This is a genomic window from Streptomyces sp. P5F9 (assembly GCF_057961495.1).
This window is the reverse complement of sequence record NZ_JBXVPZ010000189.1, coordinates 1-17829: the sequence shown is the minus strand read 5'-3', so window position 1 is coordinate 17829 and position 17829 is coordinate 1. Positions and strand designations below refer to the sequence as shown.

Genomic DNA, 17829 nt, shown 5'->3' with positions numbered 1-17829 from the left:
CGGCGCCGGCGCGCCCCGGAGCCACCCCCGCCGGGCCGGCTCCCGATCCCGGCGGAACGACGGCACGCGCACCTTTCCCACACCACCACGCTCCTACGGCGGGACCGGCCCCGCACGCCGAGCGCCTAGAACGGCGTGAGCGTCAGCCGTATCCCCGTCGGCGCCGTGTCCTGGACGTACGACGCGAAGTCCGCCACGTCGTCGAAGGCGAAGCCGTACGCCTTGCCGTCGGCGGTCGCCGCGTGGATCGCCTTCGCGTAGTGGTTCGTGAGGTCGGTGGCGTAGAAACTCGACGCGTCGGTGGTCGGCTGGGCGGGGTTCGACAGGAGCGTCGAGCGGTTGAAACCGGCGCCGAGCACCGCCGCGACCGGGCCCGTGGTGCCGTCGTTCGGGGCGGCCAGGTTGCCGTCGCAGAACAGCACGTCCCGGGTCGACGGCTTGGCGAACGAGACCGAAGCCGGGCCGGTGAAAGTGAACTGGCCGGCGCGCACCCGCCCGGTGAAGGCACCCGCGTTCGTGGTGACGGTGAGGTCCTTGCCGGTGTACGTGCTCCACACCTCGTCGATGTACGGCGCGAAGTAGTCCGCGGCGAACAGGCCCGCGTCCAGCCCGTGCCCCGGCGCGATCACCCGCGTGTCGCCCACGATAAGCGGGGCGAACGCCTCGACCTTCCGTACGGCGTCGAACACCGAGGCCCGGCCGCCGTCGCGCAGGGTGCCCGTCGTCTGGTCCTGCGCGCCGGTCAGCCGGATGCTCAGGGGCACGCTGAACATGTCGACCATCGTCGTGTTGCAGAACATCCCGGACGCGTTGTGCGTGAACTCGGCACAGTCGTGCAGCACCCCGTAGTTGGGGTCGGACGTCACCCAGCCGGCCGGGTACTGGAGTGCGGGGTTGCCGTTGCCGTCCGCCACGGCCTTGAACTTGAGCTTCGCGCCGAGTGACACATAGATGCGGCCCGACAGGTACGGGAGCGAAATCGTCGTCTCCGCACCGGAGTTGAGGCTGATCGCGTAGTCGGTGAAGCCGTCGGCGCCGTTGTCCGAGAGCGCGATCGGCGCGATCGTCCCGTCGGGGGTGACCCGCACCTGCTTGCCGTCCACGTTCCCTACGACGTAGACGTGCACGTTCGCGTTGTCGAACGAGCCGCTGTTGTTGACCAGCGTCAACGGAAGCGCACCGGCCTCAACTGCGCCGGTCTCCGTGGACTTGGTGTCCGCGAGGGCGTGCGGTGCGAGTGCGGCCACGGCGGGAGCGGCCACCGCCGCGCCACCGAGGGCGAAGAGGAGCTTGCGACGGCCGAGCGTGCGCTGGTGACGGGGAGTCATGTGGGGGGACCTCCGGGCGAGTCGGGCTGTTCGGAGCGGACGGTGCCGACGCATTGAGAGCGCTCTCACAGCGAGCGTCGACACCGCCGCCGGGGCCCGATGTTACGCACGACCGAGGGCCGGGCCAACGGTTCTGCGGGAAGTCGTCACCGCGCTGACCTGCACAGACGTGGTGAGATGGGTGGCTTAACCCCCACTTAAGGATCACTTAAGCGCCCGACGAAGCGTTCACCCGCGCTTCATCACCCGTATCCGGGCGCCTCTTCCCTCCCATCGCACGGCCTCCTAGCCTCGCGACGCCCCCTGTCTTTTCCGTCTCCACTCCATGTCCCTTCCTCGAAAGGCGACTTGACGCATGCGTCACCAACTCCTCGGCACGGCAAGGCGGTTCGGTGTCAGAGCCGCGGCCGTGGCGGTCACGACCGCGCTCGCCGCGTCCGCCCCGCTCCCCGCCGTCGCGGCGACCGTCCCGTCCGTCCGGCCGTCCTCGCTCGTCGACCCCCTGATCGGCTCCAGCAACGGCGGCAACACCTACCCCGGCGCCACCCTCCCGTACGGCATGATCGCCTGGTCCCCGACCAGCACCACCGGCGACCAGACCGGCACGGGCGCCGCCAACGGGTACGAGTACGGCGCCACCCGCATCCGCGGCCTGAGCCTCACCCACGTCAACGGCGCCGGCTGCAACCCCGGCGCGGCGGGTGACGTACCGATCATGCCGTTCGTCGGCGACGTCACCTCGTCGCCCTCGGCGGACACCAAGGACGCCGTGTACGCGTCCAACTTCTCGCACGCCGACGAGAAGGCCACCCCCGGCCGCTACACCCTCGGCCTCGCCTCCGGCGCCACCGCCGACCTCGCCGTCAGCAAGCGCGCCGGAGTCGCCGACTTCACCTTCCCCGCCGACCGCCCGGCGAACCTGCTCTTCCGCGTCTCCAACTCCCTCAACGGCAGCCAGGACGCGCACGTCGACATCGACACCGCCCACCACAAGGTGACCGGCTGGGTGTACACGGGCGCCTTCTGCGGGCGCCGCGCCAACGGCGGCGTCAACAACCGCAAGAGCTACTACAAGCTCTACTTCAGCGCCTCCTTCGACCGCGCCTTCTCCTCGGTCGGCACCTGGCACGACAGCACCGTGTCACCCGGGTCGACGACCGCCTCCGGAGGCGAGGGATACGCCACCGGCGCCGACCGCGCGGGACGCGGTTCCGGCGGCTGGGTCGGCTTCGACACCGCCTCTGACAACGATGTCCGCATGCGGATCGGCATCTCCTACGTCAGCCTCGGGGGAGCCGAGTCCAACCTGCGTCAGGAGATCGCCCCGCACGCGCGCGTGGCCGACGTCGCCGAGGCGGGCGCCCGCGCCTGGGACCGCGAACTGAGCACCGTACGCGTCGACGGCTCCACCCCAGCACGCCGCCAGACCTTCTACACGGCGCTCTATCACGCCCTGATGCAGCCCAACCTGATCAGCGACGAGGACGGCCGCTACTGGGGCATGGACCAAGCCGTGCACCGGTTGGCGCGCGGGCAGCGGGCGCAGTACAGCAACTTCTCCGGCTGGGACCAGTACCGCGCCCAGATACAGCTCCTCGCCCTCCTCAAACCCACCGTCGCGGGCGACTTCGCCCAGTCGCTCTACAACTTCTCGAAACAGAACGGCGGAATCTGGGACCGCTGGGTGCACATCAGCGGCGCCACCCACGTCATGACGGGCGACCCGACCGCCGCGACCCTGGCCACGTTCTACGCCATGGGCGTCCGCAACTTCGACTACGAGGGCGCCTTCGACTCCCTCGTCCACCAGGCCACCGTCCCCAACCCGGACGAACTCTCGGACGCCGGCTGCCCCGGCCAGTGCGTGGGCCAACGACCCAACCTCGCCCAGTACATGACCTCTCACTACGCCGCCCAGGACGCCTGTCACTGCTGGGGCGGCGCCGCCGAGACCCTGGAGGACGCCGTCGCGGACTCGGCTCTCGCCCAATGGGCGAAGCTGCTGGGACGCACCGCCGAGGCGAAGACCTTCGCCGATCGCGGCACCTACTGGCGCAACGTCTTCAACCCCGCCACCGGCTACATCCAGGCCCGCAACCTCGACGGCTCCTGGGTGGGCCCGTTCAACCCGGCGAGCGATCTCGGCTTCGCGCAGGGCTCGGCCGCCGCGTACGTCTGGATGGTCCCGCAGGACGTACAGGGACTGGCCGAGGCGATGGGCGGCCCTGAGACGGCGGCAACCCGGCTCGACGGCTTCTTCCACACCGCCGACGGCGCCTGGTCGGTCCGGGGCGGCGACGCGCTGCGCTACGACCCGACCAACGAACCCGACATCCACGCGCCCTGGCTCTACAACTCCCTCGGCCGGCCCTGGAAGACCCAGGCGACGGTCCGCCAGATCCTCGACACGGCCTACGGCACCGGCCCCAAGGGCCTCCCCGGCAACGACGACCTCGGCACCATGTCCGCCTGGTACGTCCTCTCCGCCCTCGGGATCTATCCGCGCACCCCGGGCAGCGCAGACCTGCTGCTCGGCGCACCGCTCTTCCCGAAGGCGGTCGTCGACCGGCCCGGCCGCACGGACCTCGTCATCACCGCGCCCGACGCCGACGACACCCACCAGTACATCGACGCCGTACGCCTCGACGGCCGTGACCTCACGCGCGCGTGGACCGGCGCGAGCCTGACGCTCAAGGGCGGCAGACTGGACTTCCGGCTCGCCACCGAACCCAACACGAGCTGGGCGACCGACCCGGGACAACTCCCGAAGTGACCCAGACCGGCCCGGCGGAGTCACCCTCCGCCGGGCCGACCCGGAAACACGTTGGACGGGCGGGAGATCAACCCCCTAACGTGTGCGTGCACGCCCTGAGACCAGCGGAAGGAGGCGAGTGCCATGAGGTTCACAACACCCCAGCGCTCCCTCCCCGTTGACCCGGTGTGCCACATGTGACCTGACCGGGAGCGCTCCACGCAGTACCCCTCCCGGAGGAAACCCATGACCGATCTGGTCATTCGCGCGCTCGACGAGAGCGACGCCCATCTTTTCGACACCCTTCCCGACTCCCTCGGCGCCCGAGCCGCACACCGCCTGACGACCTGGCGCCCCGACTGGCAGCGGGTGGCACTGCGCGACGGCACGGTCGTCGCACGCGCCGCCTGGTGGGGCGGCCCGAACGACACCGAACCCCTCGCCGTCGACTGCTTCGACCTGATCGAGGGCGAGGAGGAGGCCGGCGCCGAACTCCTGCGCAGCGCACCCTGGCGCGTCGACGTGGAACTGAGCCTCCCCGCCGGCTGGCGCGACAACCCCGAGACCCGCTCGGCCGCCGAGGCACGCTTCACCGCCCTGCGCGCGGCCGGTTACGACCTCCTGGTCGAGCGGTTCATCTACCGGTGGACCCCGGAGTGCGGCCTGCCCGAACGCCCAGGCCGCCTCGTCTTCGCCCCCGAACCCGACGACGCCGTGTTCTTCGACGCACTGCGCCGCATCCACTCCGTCACCCTCGACGCCCACGCCCAACGGGCCATCCAACAAGGGGGAGTTGAGAAGGCCGCACAGGAGGAGCTCGACTTCTGCCGCTGGTGCCCGTCCCCGCGCGAGTGGTGGCAGATCGCACGCACCCCCGAGGGGGACCTTGCGGGCATTCACATCCCGGCCCACAACCCGTCGGGCCCGTGCATCGGCTTCATCGGAGTCGTACCGGAACAGCGCGGTCACGGCTACGCCCGCGACCTGCTCGCCGAGTGCACCCACTACCTCGTCGAGCGGGGCGCCGAGTTCATCGCCGCGGCCACGGACCAGGGCAACTTCCCGATGGCCGCGCACTTCGCCGAGGTCGGCTATCCGGTCGCCCGGGAGCGGGCCAGCTTCAATTTCGTCGGGTAGGCATGTCGATTCGTAGACCCGTAGACCTGTAGACCCGTAGGGCGGTCGGCCCGGGCTGTCATCAGTTCCGGGCCGACTGTCAGTGCCGGATGCCATGCTGGCGCCAGGTCGATCTACGGCGGGATGGAGGCGGGCATGGGGTTCGTCGGCGAGGTCTGGCAGGTGCGCACGGGCGAGGAGTCGGTCGGGGAGATCCTGATCGACGACGCCGACTTCCCGTGGCTGTCGGGCAGGTTCACCGCCGGTCCGGCGTTCGGTGGCGTAGAGCAGTTGTTCGCGCGTGAACTGGCCCTTTCGCAAGCGGACGACGACGGGCACTGGATCCGGTGGGAGGAGGCCTACGACGAGATCAGCCGACAGGTGACGCTGACCTCGCCGGACGGTCCCGTGCCCGAGTTCCTGCTGCACATCGAGGGGGAGCGGGCCTGGTTCCGGTGGAGCGACGAGCCGTTCGACGAGGACGAGGAGCCGCCCGGCGGGGAGTGATCAGGCGACGGGCCCAGGGCGACTGATCAGACAGGCTCGCTGTCCACCATCGCCTCGGCCTCGGCCAGGATCTCGGTGACCCGCAGCCCGAAAACCGCGTCGCACGAGTGCGGCCGCCCCGTGCGTACGGCCTCGCTCAGCGCGTCGGCGGCCCGTACCAGGGCGGACACCGCATCGCCCGAGCTGTTCGGAAGGCTGGTCACCCCCGCCTTGCCGCGCAGTTCGACCGTGACCCCCGCTGCGGCGGTCGGCGCGGTGAGACTCAGCGTCAGCGTGCTGGACGCACCGCCGACGTGGTCCAGAACCAGCACGACGGTGTCGCCGGGACCCCGCACAGCGGCGGCCACCCGCCGTGCATCACCGAGGACCGGCAACACCACGGACAGGGCGTGCGGGCCCACGTCCCACAGCGCGCCCTTCTCCTGCCGCCAGGGCGAGGCCGCGAACGGGCTGTCGCTGGTGAACACCGAGCCGAGCCACTCGGCCCGAGCCGTGAACCAGCCCTCCGCCGCGGCCTGTTCGGTGATCCAGGCCTCGGTCTCCGGCTGGAAGCGGGTGGTGAAGAACACCACCGACGCGACCCCGGCCTCCCGCACCGCGTCGACCACGGCCCGCCCCTGCTCCACCGTCGGCGCGAGGGGCTTGTCCAGCAGCAGATGCCGGCCCGCCCGCGCGGCCCGCACCGCCAACTCGGCCTGGATCGACGGCGGCAGCGCCACGGCGACGGCGTCCACGTCCGCGAGCAGGGCGTCGACATCGTCGTAGGCCGGTACCCCGTGCTGGTCGGCCAGCTCCTTGGCGGCGTCGGGGCGACGCCCCCACACGCCCGCGAAGTCCCACGCGTCGTGCCCACTGAGGGCGGGGGCGTGAGCCATCTGCGCCCAAGGGCCGGTGCCGAGGAGTCCGATGCGCATAGCGGTGCCTTTCCACGGTCGAACCTGGTGACGAGACCCGGCTCGATCCGACCGGCCGGTCGCCGGTGAGCGTGCCACATGAACAGGGCGGGTGCGCAAGCCCTTCCTGCCACACGGCGCATGCTCGTCAATGGCTACGATCCGGCTGCCCCGGCTGCTGCCGTGCTTGAGCCGTGGCGTTGTGCCGCAGGAGTTCGGCCAGGACGGAGACGCCGTCACGGTCTTCCAGTCCCGAGGCCATCGCCTGGTCGACGAGCCCGCGGTTCGCCTCCAGTTGGGCGCTTCCTGCGGTCGTACGAAGTTGTCGCGGTTGTAGAGCACGAAGGGGGCCGCGGCCGCGCTCTGGGCGAAGGCGTCGTAGGCAGCGGCCCGGTCGATGCCGGCGCGTTCCGCGAGAACCAGCGCTTCGGACAAGGCTGTTGCCATGGACAGCAGGAGTGAGTTGATCGCGAGCTTCATGATGCTGCCGTTGCCTGATACCCCGAAGTGGAGGACGCGGGTGGCCAGGACGTCCATGACGGGGCGCACCCGGGCGAGTGCTTCTTCGGGGCCACCGACCAGGAAGGTGAGTTCGCCGCGTGTGGCGAGTTCGACGGAACCGGACACCGGAGTGTCGAGGAGCGTGGCGCCGCGTTCGAGAACCAGAGGTGCGAGGGTCCTGACGGTCTGCGGGGCGACGGTGCTGGTCTCCAGGACGGTTGTTCCCGGGCGCAGCCCGGCGAGGATGCCGTCGGGCCCGTGGTGGACCGCGCCCACCGCCGTGTCGTCGGTCAGGCAGACGAGGACGATGTCGGCGGCGGAGGCCGCCTCGCGCGGGGTGCCGACCACGCGGGCGCCCGTGTCCGCCGCGACGTCGAGGGCGCGGGCCCGGGTCCGGTTGGTCACGGTCACGCCTCGGCGGGCGAGGTGTTCCTGCCGGAAGCCAAGTCGGTCGTCGCGGCCGCCGAGCGCGCGAGGGAAGTGGTCGGCGAGGCGTCGAGAACCCTGCGGGGCAGCCTGCGCGTCGGCACGATGACCCGCATCACGGCTCTCGACCTGCCGCGCCTGGTAGGGGGCCTTCCGCCAGCGCCACCCCCTGGTGGACATACGGATCCAGGTCTCCGGATCCGGGGCGGGCGGAATCGCCGAGGACGTGCGACGCGGCCGCCTCGACGTCGGCGTCGTGGCGCTGCCCGCCTCCGAGGCGCACGACCTCGACCTACGGCAGTTCGCGACGATCCCGTACGTGGTGATCCTGCCGTCCGAACATCCGCTGGCGCAGCGGGACCGCATCGCGCTGAAGGACCTCGCCCACGAGAACTTCGTCTCGGGGGCAAGGGGCTTCGGGTCGCGCGCCGCCATGGACCGGGCCTTCGGTGAACTCGGCATCGCGCGCCGCGTGTCCGTCGAGATCACGGACATCGCCTCGGCCGCGTCGTATGTGCGAGCCATCGGTGGCGCCGCCGTCGTACCCCGTTACGAGCCGGTGGGTACGGCCGGCGTGGTCGTCGAGCCGGTCTCCGGTCCCGTCCCCTCGCTCGCCCTGTCGTTCGCGGTCCGCGCGGGCCGCGAACCGAGCCCCGCCGTCGCCGCCCTGCTGAAACTCAGCCCCAACTACACGCGCGACGACGGGACGTTCTGAACAGGCTCGACTGCTCGCTCACCGGCGCGGAAAGAGACTGTCCACGTCTTCGACCGGTTCCGCGGATCGCCTCGAAGTCGGGCTCGGGATCGCCCAGTTGGGCCACGGCGCAACCGTGAGGCCGCTCGGCCGGTGTCCGAAAACCTCAACAGGTCGCGCTCGCGAAAGCGCCGCCCTCGCCGAACACCAGCCGCCCGAAGTTCTCCGCGATACGCCGATGTCCCGCCGGATCGGGATGCACCTCGTCGGGGAGCGGCAGTTCGGCGTAGTCCTTCTCGCCGTAGAGGGAACGGCCGTCGAGATAGTGCAGGTTCGGGTCGTCGGCCGCTCGCTGCTCGACGACGCGGGCGAGTGCCTCGCGGATGACGGTGAGTGTCAGGCGCCCGAGAGCGCGTTCAGCCGGGTCGCCCGTCGCCCTGAACCGCAGGGTGCCGCCGTCGAAGTCGGGCATGAGGGGGCCGGGGGTGTCCTCCTGGACCGGGCAGAGGATGGCGGAGACGACCAGCAGCGGTGTGGTCGGATGCCCCTCGCGGATGGTGTCGAGGAAGCCGTGGACGGCCGGGGTGAAGGCGCGCAGCCGCATCGCGTCGGCGTTGACGATGTTGATGCCGATCTTGACGCTGATCAGGTCCGCCGGGGTGTCCCGCATCGCGCGGGCGGTGAACGGGTCGAGCAGCGCGTTGCCGCTGAACCCGAGGTTGACGAACTCCACTTGCCCCTCGGCGGCAGCCAGAGCCGGCCAGGTCGCCGTCGGATGCGTGGCGTTCGAGCCGTGGCTGATGGAACTGCCGTGGTGCAGCCACACCTTGCGCCCGGTGTCCGGCGCCTTCTCGACGGGGGCGTCGGTGCGCAGGGCGATCAGCTCGGCGGTCTCCGTGTGCGGGAGCCAGATCTCGATGTCCTTGTCACCCGCCGGCAGGTCGGCGAACCGGGCGGTGCCGGGCTGCCCCTCCGTGAACTCGGAGGACTGGGTCACCATGTCGGTGATCGTGCGCACGTTGCCGCCCGACACCGTGGCCTGGGCGGTGAGGCGGCCGTCGACCAGCAGGTCGTACACACCGTCCGCCGGGGCCGGGAACCCCCGGTAGACGCGCTTGGTGGGCAGCGTGTCCAGCTCGATCGTGGTGGCCCGGGTGCGGAAGACCAGCCGTACGCCGGAGGGCTGGGCCTCGGCCACGGCCAGTTGGTCGTCGGGGAACTGCCGGCGCGCACGGGCGGGCAGTCGATGGGGCAGCAGACCGTGCGCGGTCGGCTCCACGTCGAGGAAGCCGCGCAGCATGTCGGTGGTGACGGGGGTGGTGATGGTGTCGTGCTCGGTGCTCATCGCCTCAGCCTGTCGATCGGGGTTTCCGGGACGGTCAGTCGTGGGGCGCGGCCCGGTTCCGCAGCAGCGCGTCGAGTGAGTCCACGATCCAGGCCCAGGACTCCCGCGCGTCGGGCGCGCTGTGGTCGAAGCCCCCGGCCAGCTCCAGGCTGACGTAGCCGTGGAAGACGCCGCCCAGCATCCGGACCGCGTGCGTCTGGTCCGGCTCCGCCAGGTCGTAGCCGCGCAGGATCGCCCGAGTCATCTGCGAGTGCCGCACCCCGGCGCTGGCGGCCGCCGTCTCAGGGTCGAGTCGGAGCCGCGCCGCCGCGTACCGGCCGGGGTGCTCCCGGGCGTAGTCGCGGTAGGCGTCCGCGAAGGCGGCCAGGGCGTCCTTGCCGGCCCGCCCGGCCACCGCGTCGGAGACCCGGTCGGCGAGTTCCTCCAGCGCGAACAGGGCGATCCTGGTCTTCAGTTCCTGGGAGTTCTTCAGGTGCGAGTACAAGCTGGCGACCTTGACGTCGAACCGTCGGGCGAGCGCCGAGACGGTCACCTGGTCGAAGCCGACCTCGTCGGCCAGCTCCGCCCCCGCCAGGGTCAGCCGCTCCGGCGTCAGTCCTGCTCTGGCCATGACCTTCCTCCCAATCGACGATAGGCATTATGTATTTGCCTAAAGGTTTTAGGCAAACTAGCGTGCCGTTCATGAGACCACTGACCGAGCGGGAGATCCGCGCCGCCTTCGTGAACTGCACCAAGGGCGAGGCCAAGCGCCTGTCCGTCCCCCGGGACCTGGCCGAACGGCCGTGGGACGACCTGGACTTCCTCGGCTGGCGGGACCCCCAGGCCCCGGACCGTGCCTACCTCGCGATCGAGTTGGACGGCCGCCCGACGGCGATCGCCCTGCGCTCTCCCGGCGCCGCCTCCTGGCAGACGCGGCGCAGCATGTGCTCGATGTGCATGACCACCCACACCGGAGGTGTCTCGCTGATGACCGCCGCGAAGGCGGGCAGGGCCGGGCAGCAGGGCAACTCCGTGGGCGCCTACATATGCAGCGACCTCGCCTGCCCGCTGTACGTGCGCGGCAAGAAGGACGCGGGTGTCGGCGCGCGGCTGCCCGAGTCGCTCACCCTGGAGGAGAAGATCAGGCGGACCGTCACCAACCTCACGGCGTTCATCGCCAGGGTCGCCGCTCGTTGAGCGGTCCCGGACCGACCGGTTCCGACTGGGCGATCCCGATTGAGCAGTCCCGCTGCTGGATCCGTTCGATTTCTTCTATTGGACCTGCGGTCTCGGGCCGGAGAGGCTGGAGGGTGCGTCCTGCCCGTCGTGAACCCGGTCCGAGACCCGGCTCCGGCACCGGCGGTGCCGGACGGCACGGTTCTGCGCGACAGCCGGAAGAGGAGCACCAGCATGGACACCCGCCGTATCGGTGACGTCGAGGTCAGTGCGATCGGCCTGGGCGGTATGCCCATGTCGATCGAAGGACGGCCGGACGAGGCACGCTCCCTCGCGACCATCCACGCCGCCCTCGACGCGGGCGTGACCCTGATCGACACCGCGGACGCCTACCACCTGCACGCCGACGATGTCGGGCACAACGAGTCCCTGATCGCCAAGGCGCTCGCCTCCCACGACCGGGGCGCGGACGTCCTCGTCGCCACCAAGGGCGGCCATCTGCGCCCCGGGGACGGCAGTTGGACCCTGAACGGCAGCCCCGCGTACCTGAAGGAGGCCTGCGAGGCGTCCCTGCGCCGGCTCGGTGTGGAGGCCATCGGGCTCTACCAGTTCCACCGCCCCGACCCGAGGGTCCCGTACGCCGAATCGGTCGGCGCGGTACGGGAGTTGCTCGATGCGGGCAAGATCCGCCTGGCCGGCATCTCCAACGCCGACCCGGAGCAGATCCGGCTGGCGAACGAGATCCTCGACGGCCGACTGGTCTCCGTACAGAACCAGTTCTCCCCGGCCTTCCGCTCCAGCGAGCCGGAGCTGGACCTCTGCGACGAACTCGGCATCGCGTTCCTGCCCTGGAGCCCCCTCGGCGGCATCGCCCGCGCCGGTGAACTCGGCTCCGCCTACGCGCCGTTCGCCCGGATCGCCGAGAAGCACGGCGTCAGCCCGCAGCGCGTCTGCCTGGCCTGGATGCTCGCCAAGTCGCCGGTCGTCGTACCGATCCCGGGCGCCAGCCGCCCCGAGACGATCCGCGACTCGGCCGCCGCACCCGAACTCACCCTCTCCGCCGAGGAGATCGCGGAGCTGGACGCCGTTTGAGAAGACCCTGATGTCTGAGGTGTAGTAGCGGCGGGCAGGGGCAGAAAGCGCTTGCCCGCCACTTGGCCACAGGGGCCGGCCGGTCACAGGGGGAGGACCACCACCGATGGCATCGTCCACGGAGAAACCGCTCGACCACCGCTACCGCGACGAACACCCGATCCGCACCCTCGCCTACCTCTTCCGCGCCGACCGAAGACAACTGGCCCTGGCCGTCGTCGTGTTCACGGTCAAGCACAGCCCCATCTGGCTGCTCCCCCTGATCACCGCGTCCATCATCGACACCGTCGTCCAGCACCAGCCGGTCGGCAGGCTCTGGACGAGCACCGGCATCATCCTGTTCATCCTGCTGATCAACTACCCCCTGCACGTGCTCTACGTCCGCCTCCTCTACGGCAGCGTCCGCCGCATGGGCACCGATCTGCGCTCGGCACTGTGCACCCGCATGCAGCAGCTCTCCATCGGTTACCACTCCCGGGTCAGCGCCGGTGTCCTCCAGGCCAAGGTCGTGCGGGACGTGGAGACGGTCGAGCAGATGGTCCAGCAGACCGCGGAGACCGGGCTCGGCGCGATCACCGTGCTCACCGGCGGCCTGGTCATCATCGCCTTCCGCACACCGGAGTTCGTGCCCGTCTTCATCGTCGTCGTACCGGTCGCCGCGTTCCTCGTGTCCCGGCTGCGGGCACGGCTGCGCACCCACAACGAGCACTTCCGCCACGAGGTGGAGACCCTGTCCTCACGCGTGACGGAGATGACCCGCCTCATCCCGGTCACCCGCGCCCACGGCCTGGAGGGCAAGGCCCTGCGCCGCATGGACGGCACCCTGCGCCGGCTCCTCACCTCCGGAAACCGCCTCGACCTCCTCAACGGCCGCTTCGGCTCGCTGGCCTGGGTCGTCCTCAACGTCGTCGGTGTCCTGGTCCTCGCCGGCGCGGCCCTGGTGTCGTACTACGGCGTCTGGGGCGTCACCGCCGGCGACGTCGTCATGCTGAGCGCCTTCCTGACCACCCTCACCAACTCCACCACCTCCCTCACGACCCTGGCCCCGGTCATCACCAAGGGCCTGGAGTCGGTCCGTTCGGTCGGCGAGGTGCTCCAGGCGCCCGAGTTGGAGGACAACGAGGGCAAGGTCGAGGTCACCGAGGTACGCGGAGCCGTCACCTTCCAGCACGTCGGCCACACCTACGACAACGACCAACTCCGGCCCGCCGTGCACGACTTCACCCTCACCGTCGCACCCGGCGAGACCGTCGCCCTCGTCGGCGCGTCCGGCGCCGGCAAGTCCACCGTGCTCAACCTCGTCATCGGCTTCATCCGCCCCACCGCCGGCCAACTGCTCCTCGACGGCACCGACATGAACACCCTCGACCTGCGCACCTACCGCCGCTTCGTCTCGGTCGTCCCGCAGGAGTCGATCCTCTTCGACGGCACGATCCACGACAACGTGGCCTACGGCATGGACGACGCCGGCGAGGATGCGGTGCGCGCGGCGCTGCGGGACGCCAACGCCCTTGAGTTCGTGGACAAGTTGCCGCAGGGCCTGGAGACCCTGGTGGGCGAGCGCGGGGCCCGGCTGTCCGGCGGTCAGCGTCAACGCCTGGCCATCGCACGGGCGTTGATCCGCGACCCCAAGGTGCTCGTCCTGGACGAGGCGACCTCGGCCCTGGACACCCGCTCGGAAGCCCTCGTCCAGCAGGCCCTCGCCCGGCTGCTGCGCGGCCGTACGACCTTCGTGGTGGCCCACCGGCTGTCCACCGTCCGGGGCGCCGACCGGATCGTCGTGATGGGCGACGGGGAGATCCTGGAGGTCGGCACGCACGACGAACTCCTGCGCCGGGGCGGGGCGTACACGGCGTTGCACAGCGGGCAGGTCGCCTGACCGGATCTCGCGGCCCATTGGTTGGACCGGCGCAGGCTGGGCACACGGAGCGAAAAGCGAGAGAGAGGTGCTCCGTGCCGGTGCCGGACCCGAAGGCCGTCAGAAAGCTGCTCACCCGGTACGCGGTGCTGCGCATCTCCCAGGCGGAGCGCCACCGACCGCAGGCGGCCGACGAGTTGAACGACGTCGTCCACACCCTCTGCGTGATGATGAGCACCACCGGCATCCGGGAAGCCATCGTCAAGGCGGACGCCCTGTTGGCGGCGGCGCGCAGCACCCCGGGGGATGTGGTCGCGGACGGCCGCGGCGTGGCGTAGATCCGTCAGGAGAACGCCACTTCGGGGACCGTCCTGCCGTGGAACGCCGAGCGGTACGCCTGCGGACTGGTGCCGACCACCCGGCGGAAGCGTTCGCGGAACGCGGTGGGGGAGCCGAACCCGGCCTGCTGGGCGATGCGCTCGATGGTGTGGTCGCTGTTCTCCAGCAGGTACTGGGCACGCCGTACACGGGCCCGCAGCAGCCACTGGAGCGGTGTGCTGCCCGTCTGTTCGCGGAAACGGCGGCTGAACGTCCGCTCGCTCATGCCCGATCGCGAAGCCAGCGCGCCCAGGGTGACCTCGCGGGAGAGGTTGTCCTCGATCCACTGGAGAAGAGGTTCGAGGGTCGAGCCCTGCGGTACCGGCGGGTGCTGGTGGACGATGAACTGCGCCTGCCCGCCCTCGCGTTCGAGCGGCATGACCGACAGCCGGGCGGCGTCCGCGGCGACCGCCGAGCCGTAGTCCCGCCGGATGAGGTGCAGACACAGGTCGAGCCCGGCGGCGGCCCCGGCCGAGGTGAGGATCTGCCCGTTGTCGACGTACAGCACGTCCGGCTGCACCTCGACCAGGGGGTAGGACCGGGCCAACGCGTCGGCGGCGACCCAGTGCGTGGTGGCGCGCAGCCCGTCCAGCAGCCCGGCCTCGGCCAGCACGAAGGCGCCCACGCAGATGGACACGATCCGGGTACCCGCCGCTGCCGTCTCCCGCAGTGCCGCCAGCACCTGGGCCGAGGGCGGCGCGGCCTGCTCCGAGCGGCCCGGGACGATGATGGTGTCGGCGTCCGCCAGCGCTTCGAGCCCGTGGTCGACCCGCAGCGCGAACCCGTCCGTCCGCACCTCCGGCGTCTCGCCGCACACCCGCACCCGGTAGGCGTTCCGGCCGTCCGGCAACCGGGTACGGCCGAACACCTCCATCGGTGTCGCCATGTCGAACGGCACCACATGATCGAGAACAAGGATCGCGACGGTGTGCATGAACACCACGATAGACGGATTCCCGCCAAGCATTCCGCATGGCCTTTTGGCGTAGCTGCCTGGTGAGAGGTGTTGGCGAGAATCCGTTGGAAGCTGTCGTTTCAGCCCCTGTGCTCCTGCGCCGGACGTCCCTAGCCTGGGCCGGTGACCAAGATCCTTCTCACTCTGCACGTCCTGGCCGCCATCGTCGCGGTCGGCCCCGTCACCGTCGCCGCCAGCATGTTCCCACCGGCGGCCCGCCGCGCTCTCACGGGTCCGGACGGACCCGACGCGGGCGTGACGACCGTACGACTGCTGCATCGCATCTGCCGTGTCTACGGCGCGGTCGGACTGGCGGTGCCCCTCTTCGGCTTCGCGACCGCTTCCGCGATGGGCGTCCTGGGCAGCGGCTGGCTCATCGCCTCCATCACCCTCACCGCGGTGGCGGCCGGCATCCTGATCGCGTTCGTGCTGCCCCGCCAGGACGAACTCCTGGAGCAACTCGGCGCACAGCGGCCCGTGGAGCGGTCCGGGACCGTTCAACTCGCCATGTTCACCGGCATCTTCAACCTGCTGTGGGCGACCGTCACCGTCCTCATGATCATCCGGCCGGGCTCGACCACGGGCGCCTGACCGGTCAGCCGGTGACGCGGACCAGGAGGAGCGCCACGTCGTCGTCGGGCTCCGGGCGCAGCGCGTTGAGGAGCATGTCGCTCGTCTGCTCCAGCGGGCGGCGGGAACTCTGCAACAGCCGTGTCAGCGCGTGCAGTCCGACGTCGATGGACTCGCCGCGGTTCTCCACCAGACCGTCGGAGTAGAGGGCGAGCAACGCGCCCGTGGTGAAGCCGACTTCGGCGGTCCCGAAGTCCACGCCGCCGACGCCGAGCGGGACTCCGCCGGGGATGTCGAGGAGTTCCGCGGTGCCGTCGGGGTGGATCAGGACGGGTGGCAGATGCCCGGCGCTGGACAGTGCGCAGGTGCCCCGGTTGAGGTCGACGACGCCGTACGCACAGGTGGCGATCGCGTCGCCGAGGGAACCGGTGAGGTCGTCGAGGTGGTGCAGCAACTCGGCGGGCGGGAGGTCGAGCCGGGCCAGTGCGCGGGTCGCGGTGCTCAACTGGCCCATGATGGCGGCGGCTTGGACGCCCTTGCCCATCACGTCGCCCACGACGAGACCGGTGCGGCCCGGCCCCAGCGGCAGCACGTCGTACCAGTCGCCGCCGACCTCGCTCAGCGCCGGCAGGTAGCGGGCCGCGATGTCGAGGCCCTCCTGTCGGGCGGGGGCCGGTGGCAGCAGGCTTCGCTGGAGGGTCAGCGCGGTGGTGCGCTCACGGCCGTAGAGGCGGGCGTTGTCGATGCAGATCGCGGCGCGCGCGGCGAGTTCCGTGGCGAGGACGCGGTCCTGTTCGTCGAAGGGGCGCTCGTTGACGGTGCGGTAGAGGCTCAGCGTGCCCAGCACCTCGCCGCGGGCCATCAACGGGACGGCCAGATAGGAGTGGACGCCCGCCGTGCGCAGGGTCTGGGCGGCGCGCCCGTCCCGGGCGATGCGGCGCATCATCGGCGGGTCGACCCGCTCGACGAGGATCGGGCCGGCCTCGCGGACGCACTGGGTGATGATGCGGTTGGGACCATAGGTGGCCAACTCGCCCACCGGGTCCGCCGCGTGGATCGCGTCGGTCAGGTATCCGGCGGCGACGGCCAGCGCGCGGAACTCGACCTGCGCGTCCCCGGTCACCGGGGTGATCGTGCCGTCCGTGACGACCGATTCCAGTACGTCGACGGCGGCCAGGTCGGCCACATGCGGGACCGCGACGTCCGCCAGTTCCCGGGCGGTCTGCTGGAGGTCCAGCGTCGTCCCGATCCGCACCCCGGCCTCCGCCACGACCGACAGATGCTGGCGCGCCTGCGCGACCTCGGCCGCCGCCTGCTCCCGCTCGGTCACGTCCAGGACGGCCATCGCGAGCCCGAGCACCCGGCCCTGCGCGTCCTCGATGCGGTGGTACGACTCCGAGTACGCCCGCTCCACGACGTCGGCCGCCGTCCGGCCCACGGTCTGCTGGTCGAGCAGCGGCTTGCCGGTGATCAGCACATGCCGCATCCGCGACTCGATGGCCGCGACGTCCAGACCGGGCAGCACCTCGCCCACCCGGCGCCCGACGACCTCCTCCTCCGGCACGCCGTTGATGCGCTCCAGGGCCGGGTTGACCCCGACCCACCGCAGATCGGTGTCGAACACCGCGATCCCCACCGGCGTCTGCCGCACCAGGCTGTGGGACAGGGCCAGGTCCCGCTCCACGCCCCGTACCGTCGTGGCGTCCGCCGCCAGCCCCAGCAGATGCGCCTGGCCGTGGCTGTCGCGCAGCCGCATCGTGCGGAACTCGACGGGCCGCTCCGTGCCGTCCCGGTGCACCATCGGGAAGACCCCCGACCAGCGGGCGCCGGAGGCCACCTGGGCGAACAGCTCACGCGCTCTGGCCCGGTCGTCGGACGACACCAGCAGCCGGTCCGCGCGCTGGGTGAGCGCCTCCTCGGGGGAGTAGCCGAGCAACTGCTCCGCCTCGGGGCTCCACAGCGTGATGTACCCGCCCGCGTCCAGGACCACCGCCGCGACCCGCAACAGGTCCAGCAGCCCGCCCGGGGCGGCCGAGACACCGTCCCCGGCACCGTAAGCGTCCATCCCAGGCGCTCCTTCCGGTGCGGCACGGCACCGCCAAGATCCGAACCGCGGATCATCCGATTACGGCACAGCGCGCCCCGCGGGGCAACACCGCGGCAGGTGAACAGGGGGATGGGGCCGTATGGAGCACGCGCCCGCGCGGATGCCGACGGGCCCCCGGATTCTGGTCGTGCCCCGACCCCACAGCCCCCAGG

General features: G+C 71.0%; 15 protein-coding genes and 1 pseudogene. 9 read left to right on the top strand and 7 right to left on the bottom strand.

Features of this window, described 5'->3' with window-relative positions; all coding sequences use genetic code 11:
- Window positions 1-125 precede the first annotated feature (125 nt).
- Entirely contained in the window at window positions 126-1328 is a 1203-nt protein-coding gene (locus AC31A1_RS27125) for a beta-1,3-glucanase family protein (protein ID WP_489655838.1), read from the bottom strand.
- A gap of 355 nt (window positions 1329-1683) precedes the next feature.
- Here AC31A1_RS27125 and AC31A1_RS27120 point away from each other — a divergent pair, with 355 nt between their 5' ends.
- From AC31A1_RS27120 to AC31A1_RS27110, 3 genes are all read left to right on the top strand, one after another.
- Window positions 1684-4101, top strand: coding sequence for a GH92 family glycosyl hydrolase (locus tag AC31A1_RS27120; protein ID WP_489655837.1), 2418 nt, complete (start codon window positions 1684-1686; stop codon window positions 4099-4101).
- Between the two features lie 225 nt (window positions 4102-4326).
- Window positions 4327-5217 (top strand): GNAT family N-acetyltransferase, encoded by an 891-nt coding sequence (locus AC31A1_RS27115; protein WP_489655836.1) that lies wholly within the window; start codon window positions 4327-4329, stop codon window positions 5215-5217.
- 135 nt (window positions 5218-5352) lie between these two features.
- On the top strand, window positions 5353-5703 hold the full coding sequence (locus tag AC31A1_RS27110) for a hypothetical protein (protein WP_489655835.1): 351 nt from the start codon (window positions 5353-5355) through the stop codon (window positions 5701-5703).
- A gap of 26 nt (window positions 5704-5729) precedes the next feature.
- On the opposite strand, the gene AC31A1_RS27105 is transcribed toward AC31A1_RS27110, so the two are convergent.
- Together AC31A1_RS27105 and AC31A1_RS27100 are read right to left on the bottom strand one after the other, a co-directional pair.
- On the bottom strand, window positions 5730-6617 hold the full coding sequence (locus AC31A1_RS27105) for a Gfo/Idh/MocA family protein (RefSeq protein WP_489655839.1): 888 nt from the start codon (window positions 6615-6617) through the stop codon (window positions 5730-5732).
- Window positions 6618-6992: 375 nt separating this feature from the next.
- Window positions 6993-7703: pseudogene (locus tag AC31A1_RS27100) on the bottom strand (NAD(P)-dependent oxidoreductase); the annotation flags it as partial.
- Here AC31A1_RS27100 and AC31A1_RS27095 point away from each other — a divergent pair.
- On the top strand, window positions 7696-8238 hold the full coding sequence (locus AC31A1_RS27095) for a LysR family transcriptional regulator substrate-binding protein (RefSeq protein WP_489655834.1): 543 nt from the start codon (window positions 7696-7698) through the stop codon (window positions 8236-8238). The pseudogene AC31A1_RS27100 and the gene AC31A1_RS27095 overlap by 8 nt on opposite strands.
- Window positions 8239-8383: 145 nt before the next feature.
- Here the strand turns inward: AC31A1_RS27095 and AC31A1_RS27090 are convergent, their stop codons facing one another.
- Both AC31A1_RS27090 and AC31A1_RS27085 read right to left on the bottom strand, forming a co-directional pair.
- On the bottom strand, window positions 8384-9562 hold the full coding sequence (locus AC31A1_RS27090) for a GDSL-type esterase/lipase family protein (RefSeq protein ID WP_489655833.1): 1179 nt from the start codon (window positions 9560-9562) through the stop codon (window positions 8384-8386).
- Window positions 9563-9596: 34 nt separating this feature from the next.
- Window positions 9597-10172: a TetR/AcrR family transcriptional regulator gene (locus AC31A1_RS27085; RefSeq protein WP_489655832.1), complete on the bottom strand. Its 576-nt coding sequence runs from the start codon at window positions 10170-10172 to the stop codon at window positions 9597-9599.
- 71 nt (window positions 10173-10243) lie between these two features.
- Here AC31A1_RS27085 and AC31A1_RS27080 point away from each other — a divergent pair, with 71 nt between their 5' ends.
- From AC31A1_RS27080 to AC31A1_RS27065, 4 genes are all read left to right on the top strand, one after another.
- On the top strand, window positions 10244-10738 hold the full coding sequence (locus AC31A1_RS27080) for an FBP domain-containing protein (RefSeq protein WP_489655831.1): 495 nt from the start codon (window positions 10244-10246) through the stop codon (window positions 10736-10738).
- Between the two features lie 213 nt (window positions 10739-10951).
- On the top strand, window positions 10952-11809 hold the full coding sequence (locus AC31A1_RS27075; protein ID WP_489655830.1) for an aldo/keto reductase: 858 nt from the start codon (window positions 10952-10954) through the stop codon (window positions 11807-11809).
- A 106-nt stretch (window positions 11810-11915) separates the two neighbouring features.
- Window positions 11916-13688 carry an ABC transporter ATP-binding protein gene (locus tag AC31A1_RS27070; RefSeq protein WP_489655829.1) on the top strand — a complete coding sequence of 591 codons (1773 nt, stop codon included), beginning with the start codon at window positions 11916-11918 and terminating at the stop codon, window positions 13686-13688.
- Window positions 13689-13768: 80 nt separating this feature from the next.
- Window positions 13769-14005, top strand: a complete 237-nt coding sequence (locus AC31A1_RS27065; RefSeq protein ID WP_489655828.1) for a DUF5133 domain-containing protein — start codon at window positions 13769-13771, stop codon at window positions 14003-14005.
- Between the two features lie 5 nt (window positions 14006-14010).
- Here the strand turns inward: AC31A1_RS27065 and AC31A1_RS27060 are convergent, their stop codons facing one another.
- A complete protein-coding gene (locus AC31A1_RS27060) occupies window positions 14011-14979 on the bottom strand; it encodes a GlxA family transcriptional regulator (protein ID WP_489655827.1) in 969 nt (322 codons plus the stop codon).
- Between the two features lie 144 nt (window positions 14980-15123).
- Between AC31A1_RS27060 and AC31A1_RS27055 the strand changes: the two genes are divergently transcribed.
- Window positions 15124-15591: a hypothetical protein gene (locus AC31A1_RS27055; protein WP_328685683.1), complete on the top strand. Its 468-nt coding sequence runs from the start codon at window positions 15124-15126 to the stop codon at window positions 15589-15591.
- A gap of 4 nt (window positions 15592-15595) precedes the next feature.
- Here AC31A1_RS27055 and AC31A1_RS27050 read toward each other — a convergent pair whose 3' ends face one another.
- Window positions 15596-17635, bottom strand: a complete 2040-nt coding sequence (locus tag AC31A1_RS27050) for a SpoIIE family protein phosphatase (protein WP_489655826.1) — start codon at window positions 17633-17635, stop codon at window positions 15596-15598.
- Window positions 17636-17829: the final 194 nt, after the last annotated feature.

Bases quoted from the DNA above. Each gene is read 5' to 3' on its own strand.
- AC31A1_RS27125 (WP_489655838.1), bottom strand. From the start codon at position 1,328: ATGACTCCCCGTCACCAGCGCACGCTCGGCCGTCGCAAGCTCCTCTTC.
- AC31A1_RS27120 (WP_489655837.1), top strand. From the start codon at position 1,684: ATGCGTCACCAACTCCTCGGCACGGCAAGGCGGTTCGGTGTCAGAGCC.
- AC31A1_RS27115 (WP_489655836.1), top strand. From the start codon at position 4,327: ATGACCGATCTGGTCATTCGCGCGCTCGACGAGAGCGACGCCCATCTT.
- AC31A1_RS27110 (WP_489655835.1), top strand. From the start codon at position 5,353: ATGGGGTTCGTCGGCGAGGTCTGGCAGGTGCGCACGGGCGAGGAGTCG.
- AC31A1_RS27105 (WP_489655839.1), bottom strand. From the start codon at position 6,617: ATGCGCATCGGACTCCTCGGCACCGGCCCTTGGGCGCAGATGGCTCAC.
- AC31A1_RS27090 (WP_489655833.1), bottom strand. From the start codon at position 9,562: ATGAGCACCGAGCACGACACCATCACCACCCCCGTCACCACCGACATG.
- AC31A1_RS27085 (WP_489655832.1), bottom strand. From the start codon at position 10,172: ATGGCCAGAGCAGGACTGACGCCGGAGCGGCTGACCCTGGCGGGGGCG.
- AC31A1_RS27080 (WP_489655831.1), top strand. From the start codon at position 10,244: ATGAGACCACTGACCGAGCGGGAGATCCGCGCCGCCTTCGTGAACTGC.
- AC31A1_RS27075 (WP_489655830.1), top strand. From the start codon at position 10,952: ATGGACACCCGCCGTATCGGTGACGTCGAGGTCAGTGCGATCGGCCTG.
- AC31A1_RS27070 (WP_489655829.1), top strand. From the start codon at position 11,916: ATGGCATCGTCCACGGAGAAACCGCTCGACCACCGCTACCGCGACGAA.
- AC31A1_RS27060 (WP_489655827.1), bottom strand. From the start codon at position 14,979: ATGCACACCGTCGCGATCCTTGTTCTCGATCATGTGGTGCCGTTCGAC.
- AC31A1_RS27050 (WP_489655826.1), bottom strand. From the start codon at position 17,635: ATGGACGCTTACGGTGCCGGGGACGGTGTCTCGGCCGCCCCGGGCGGG.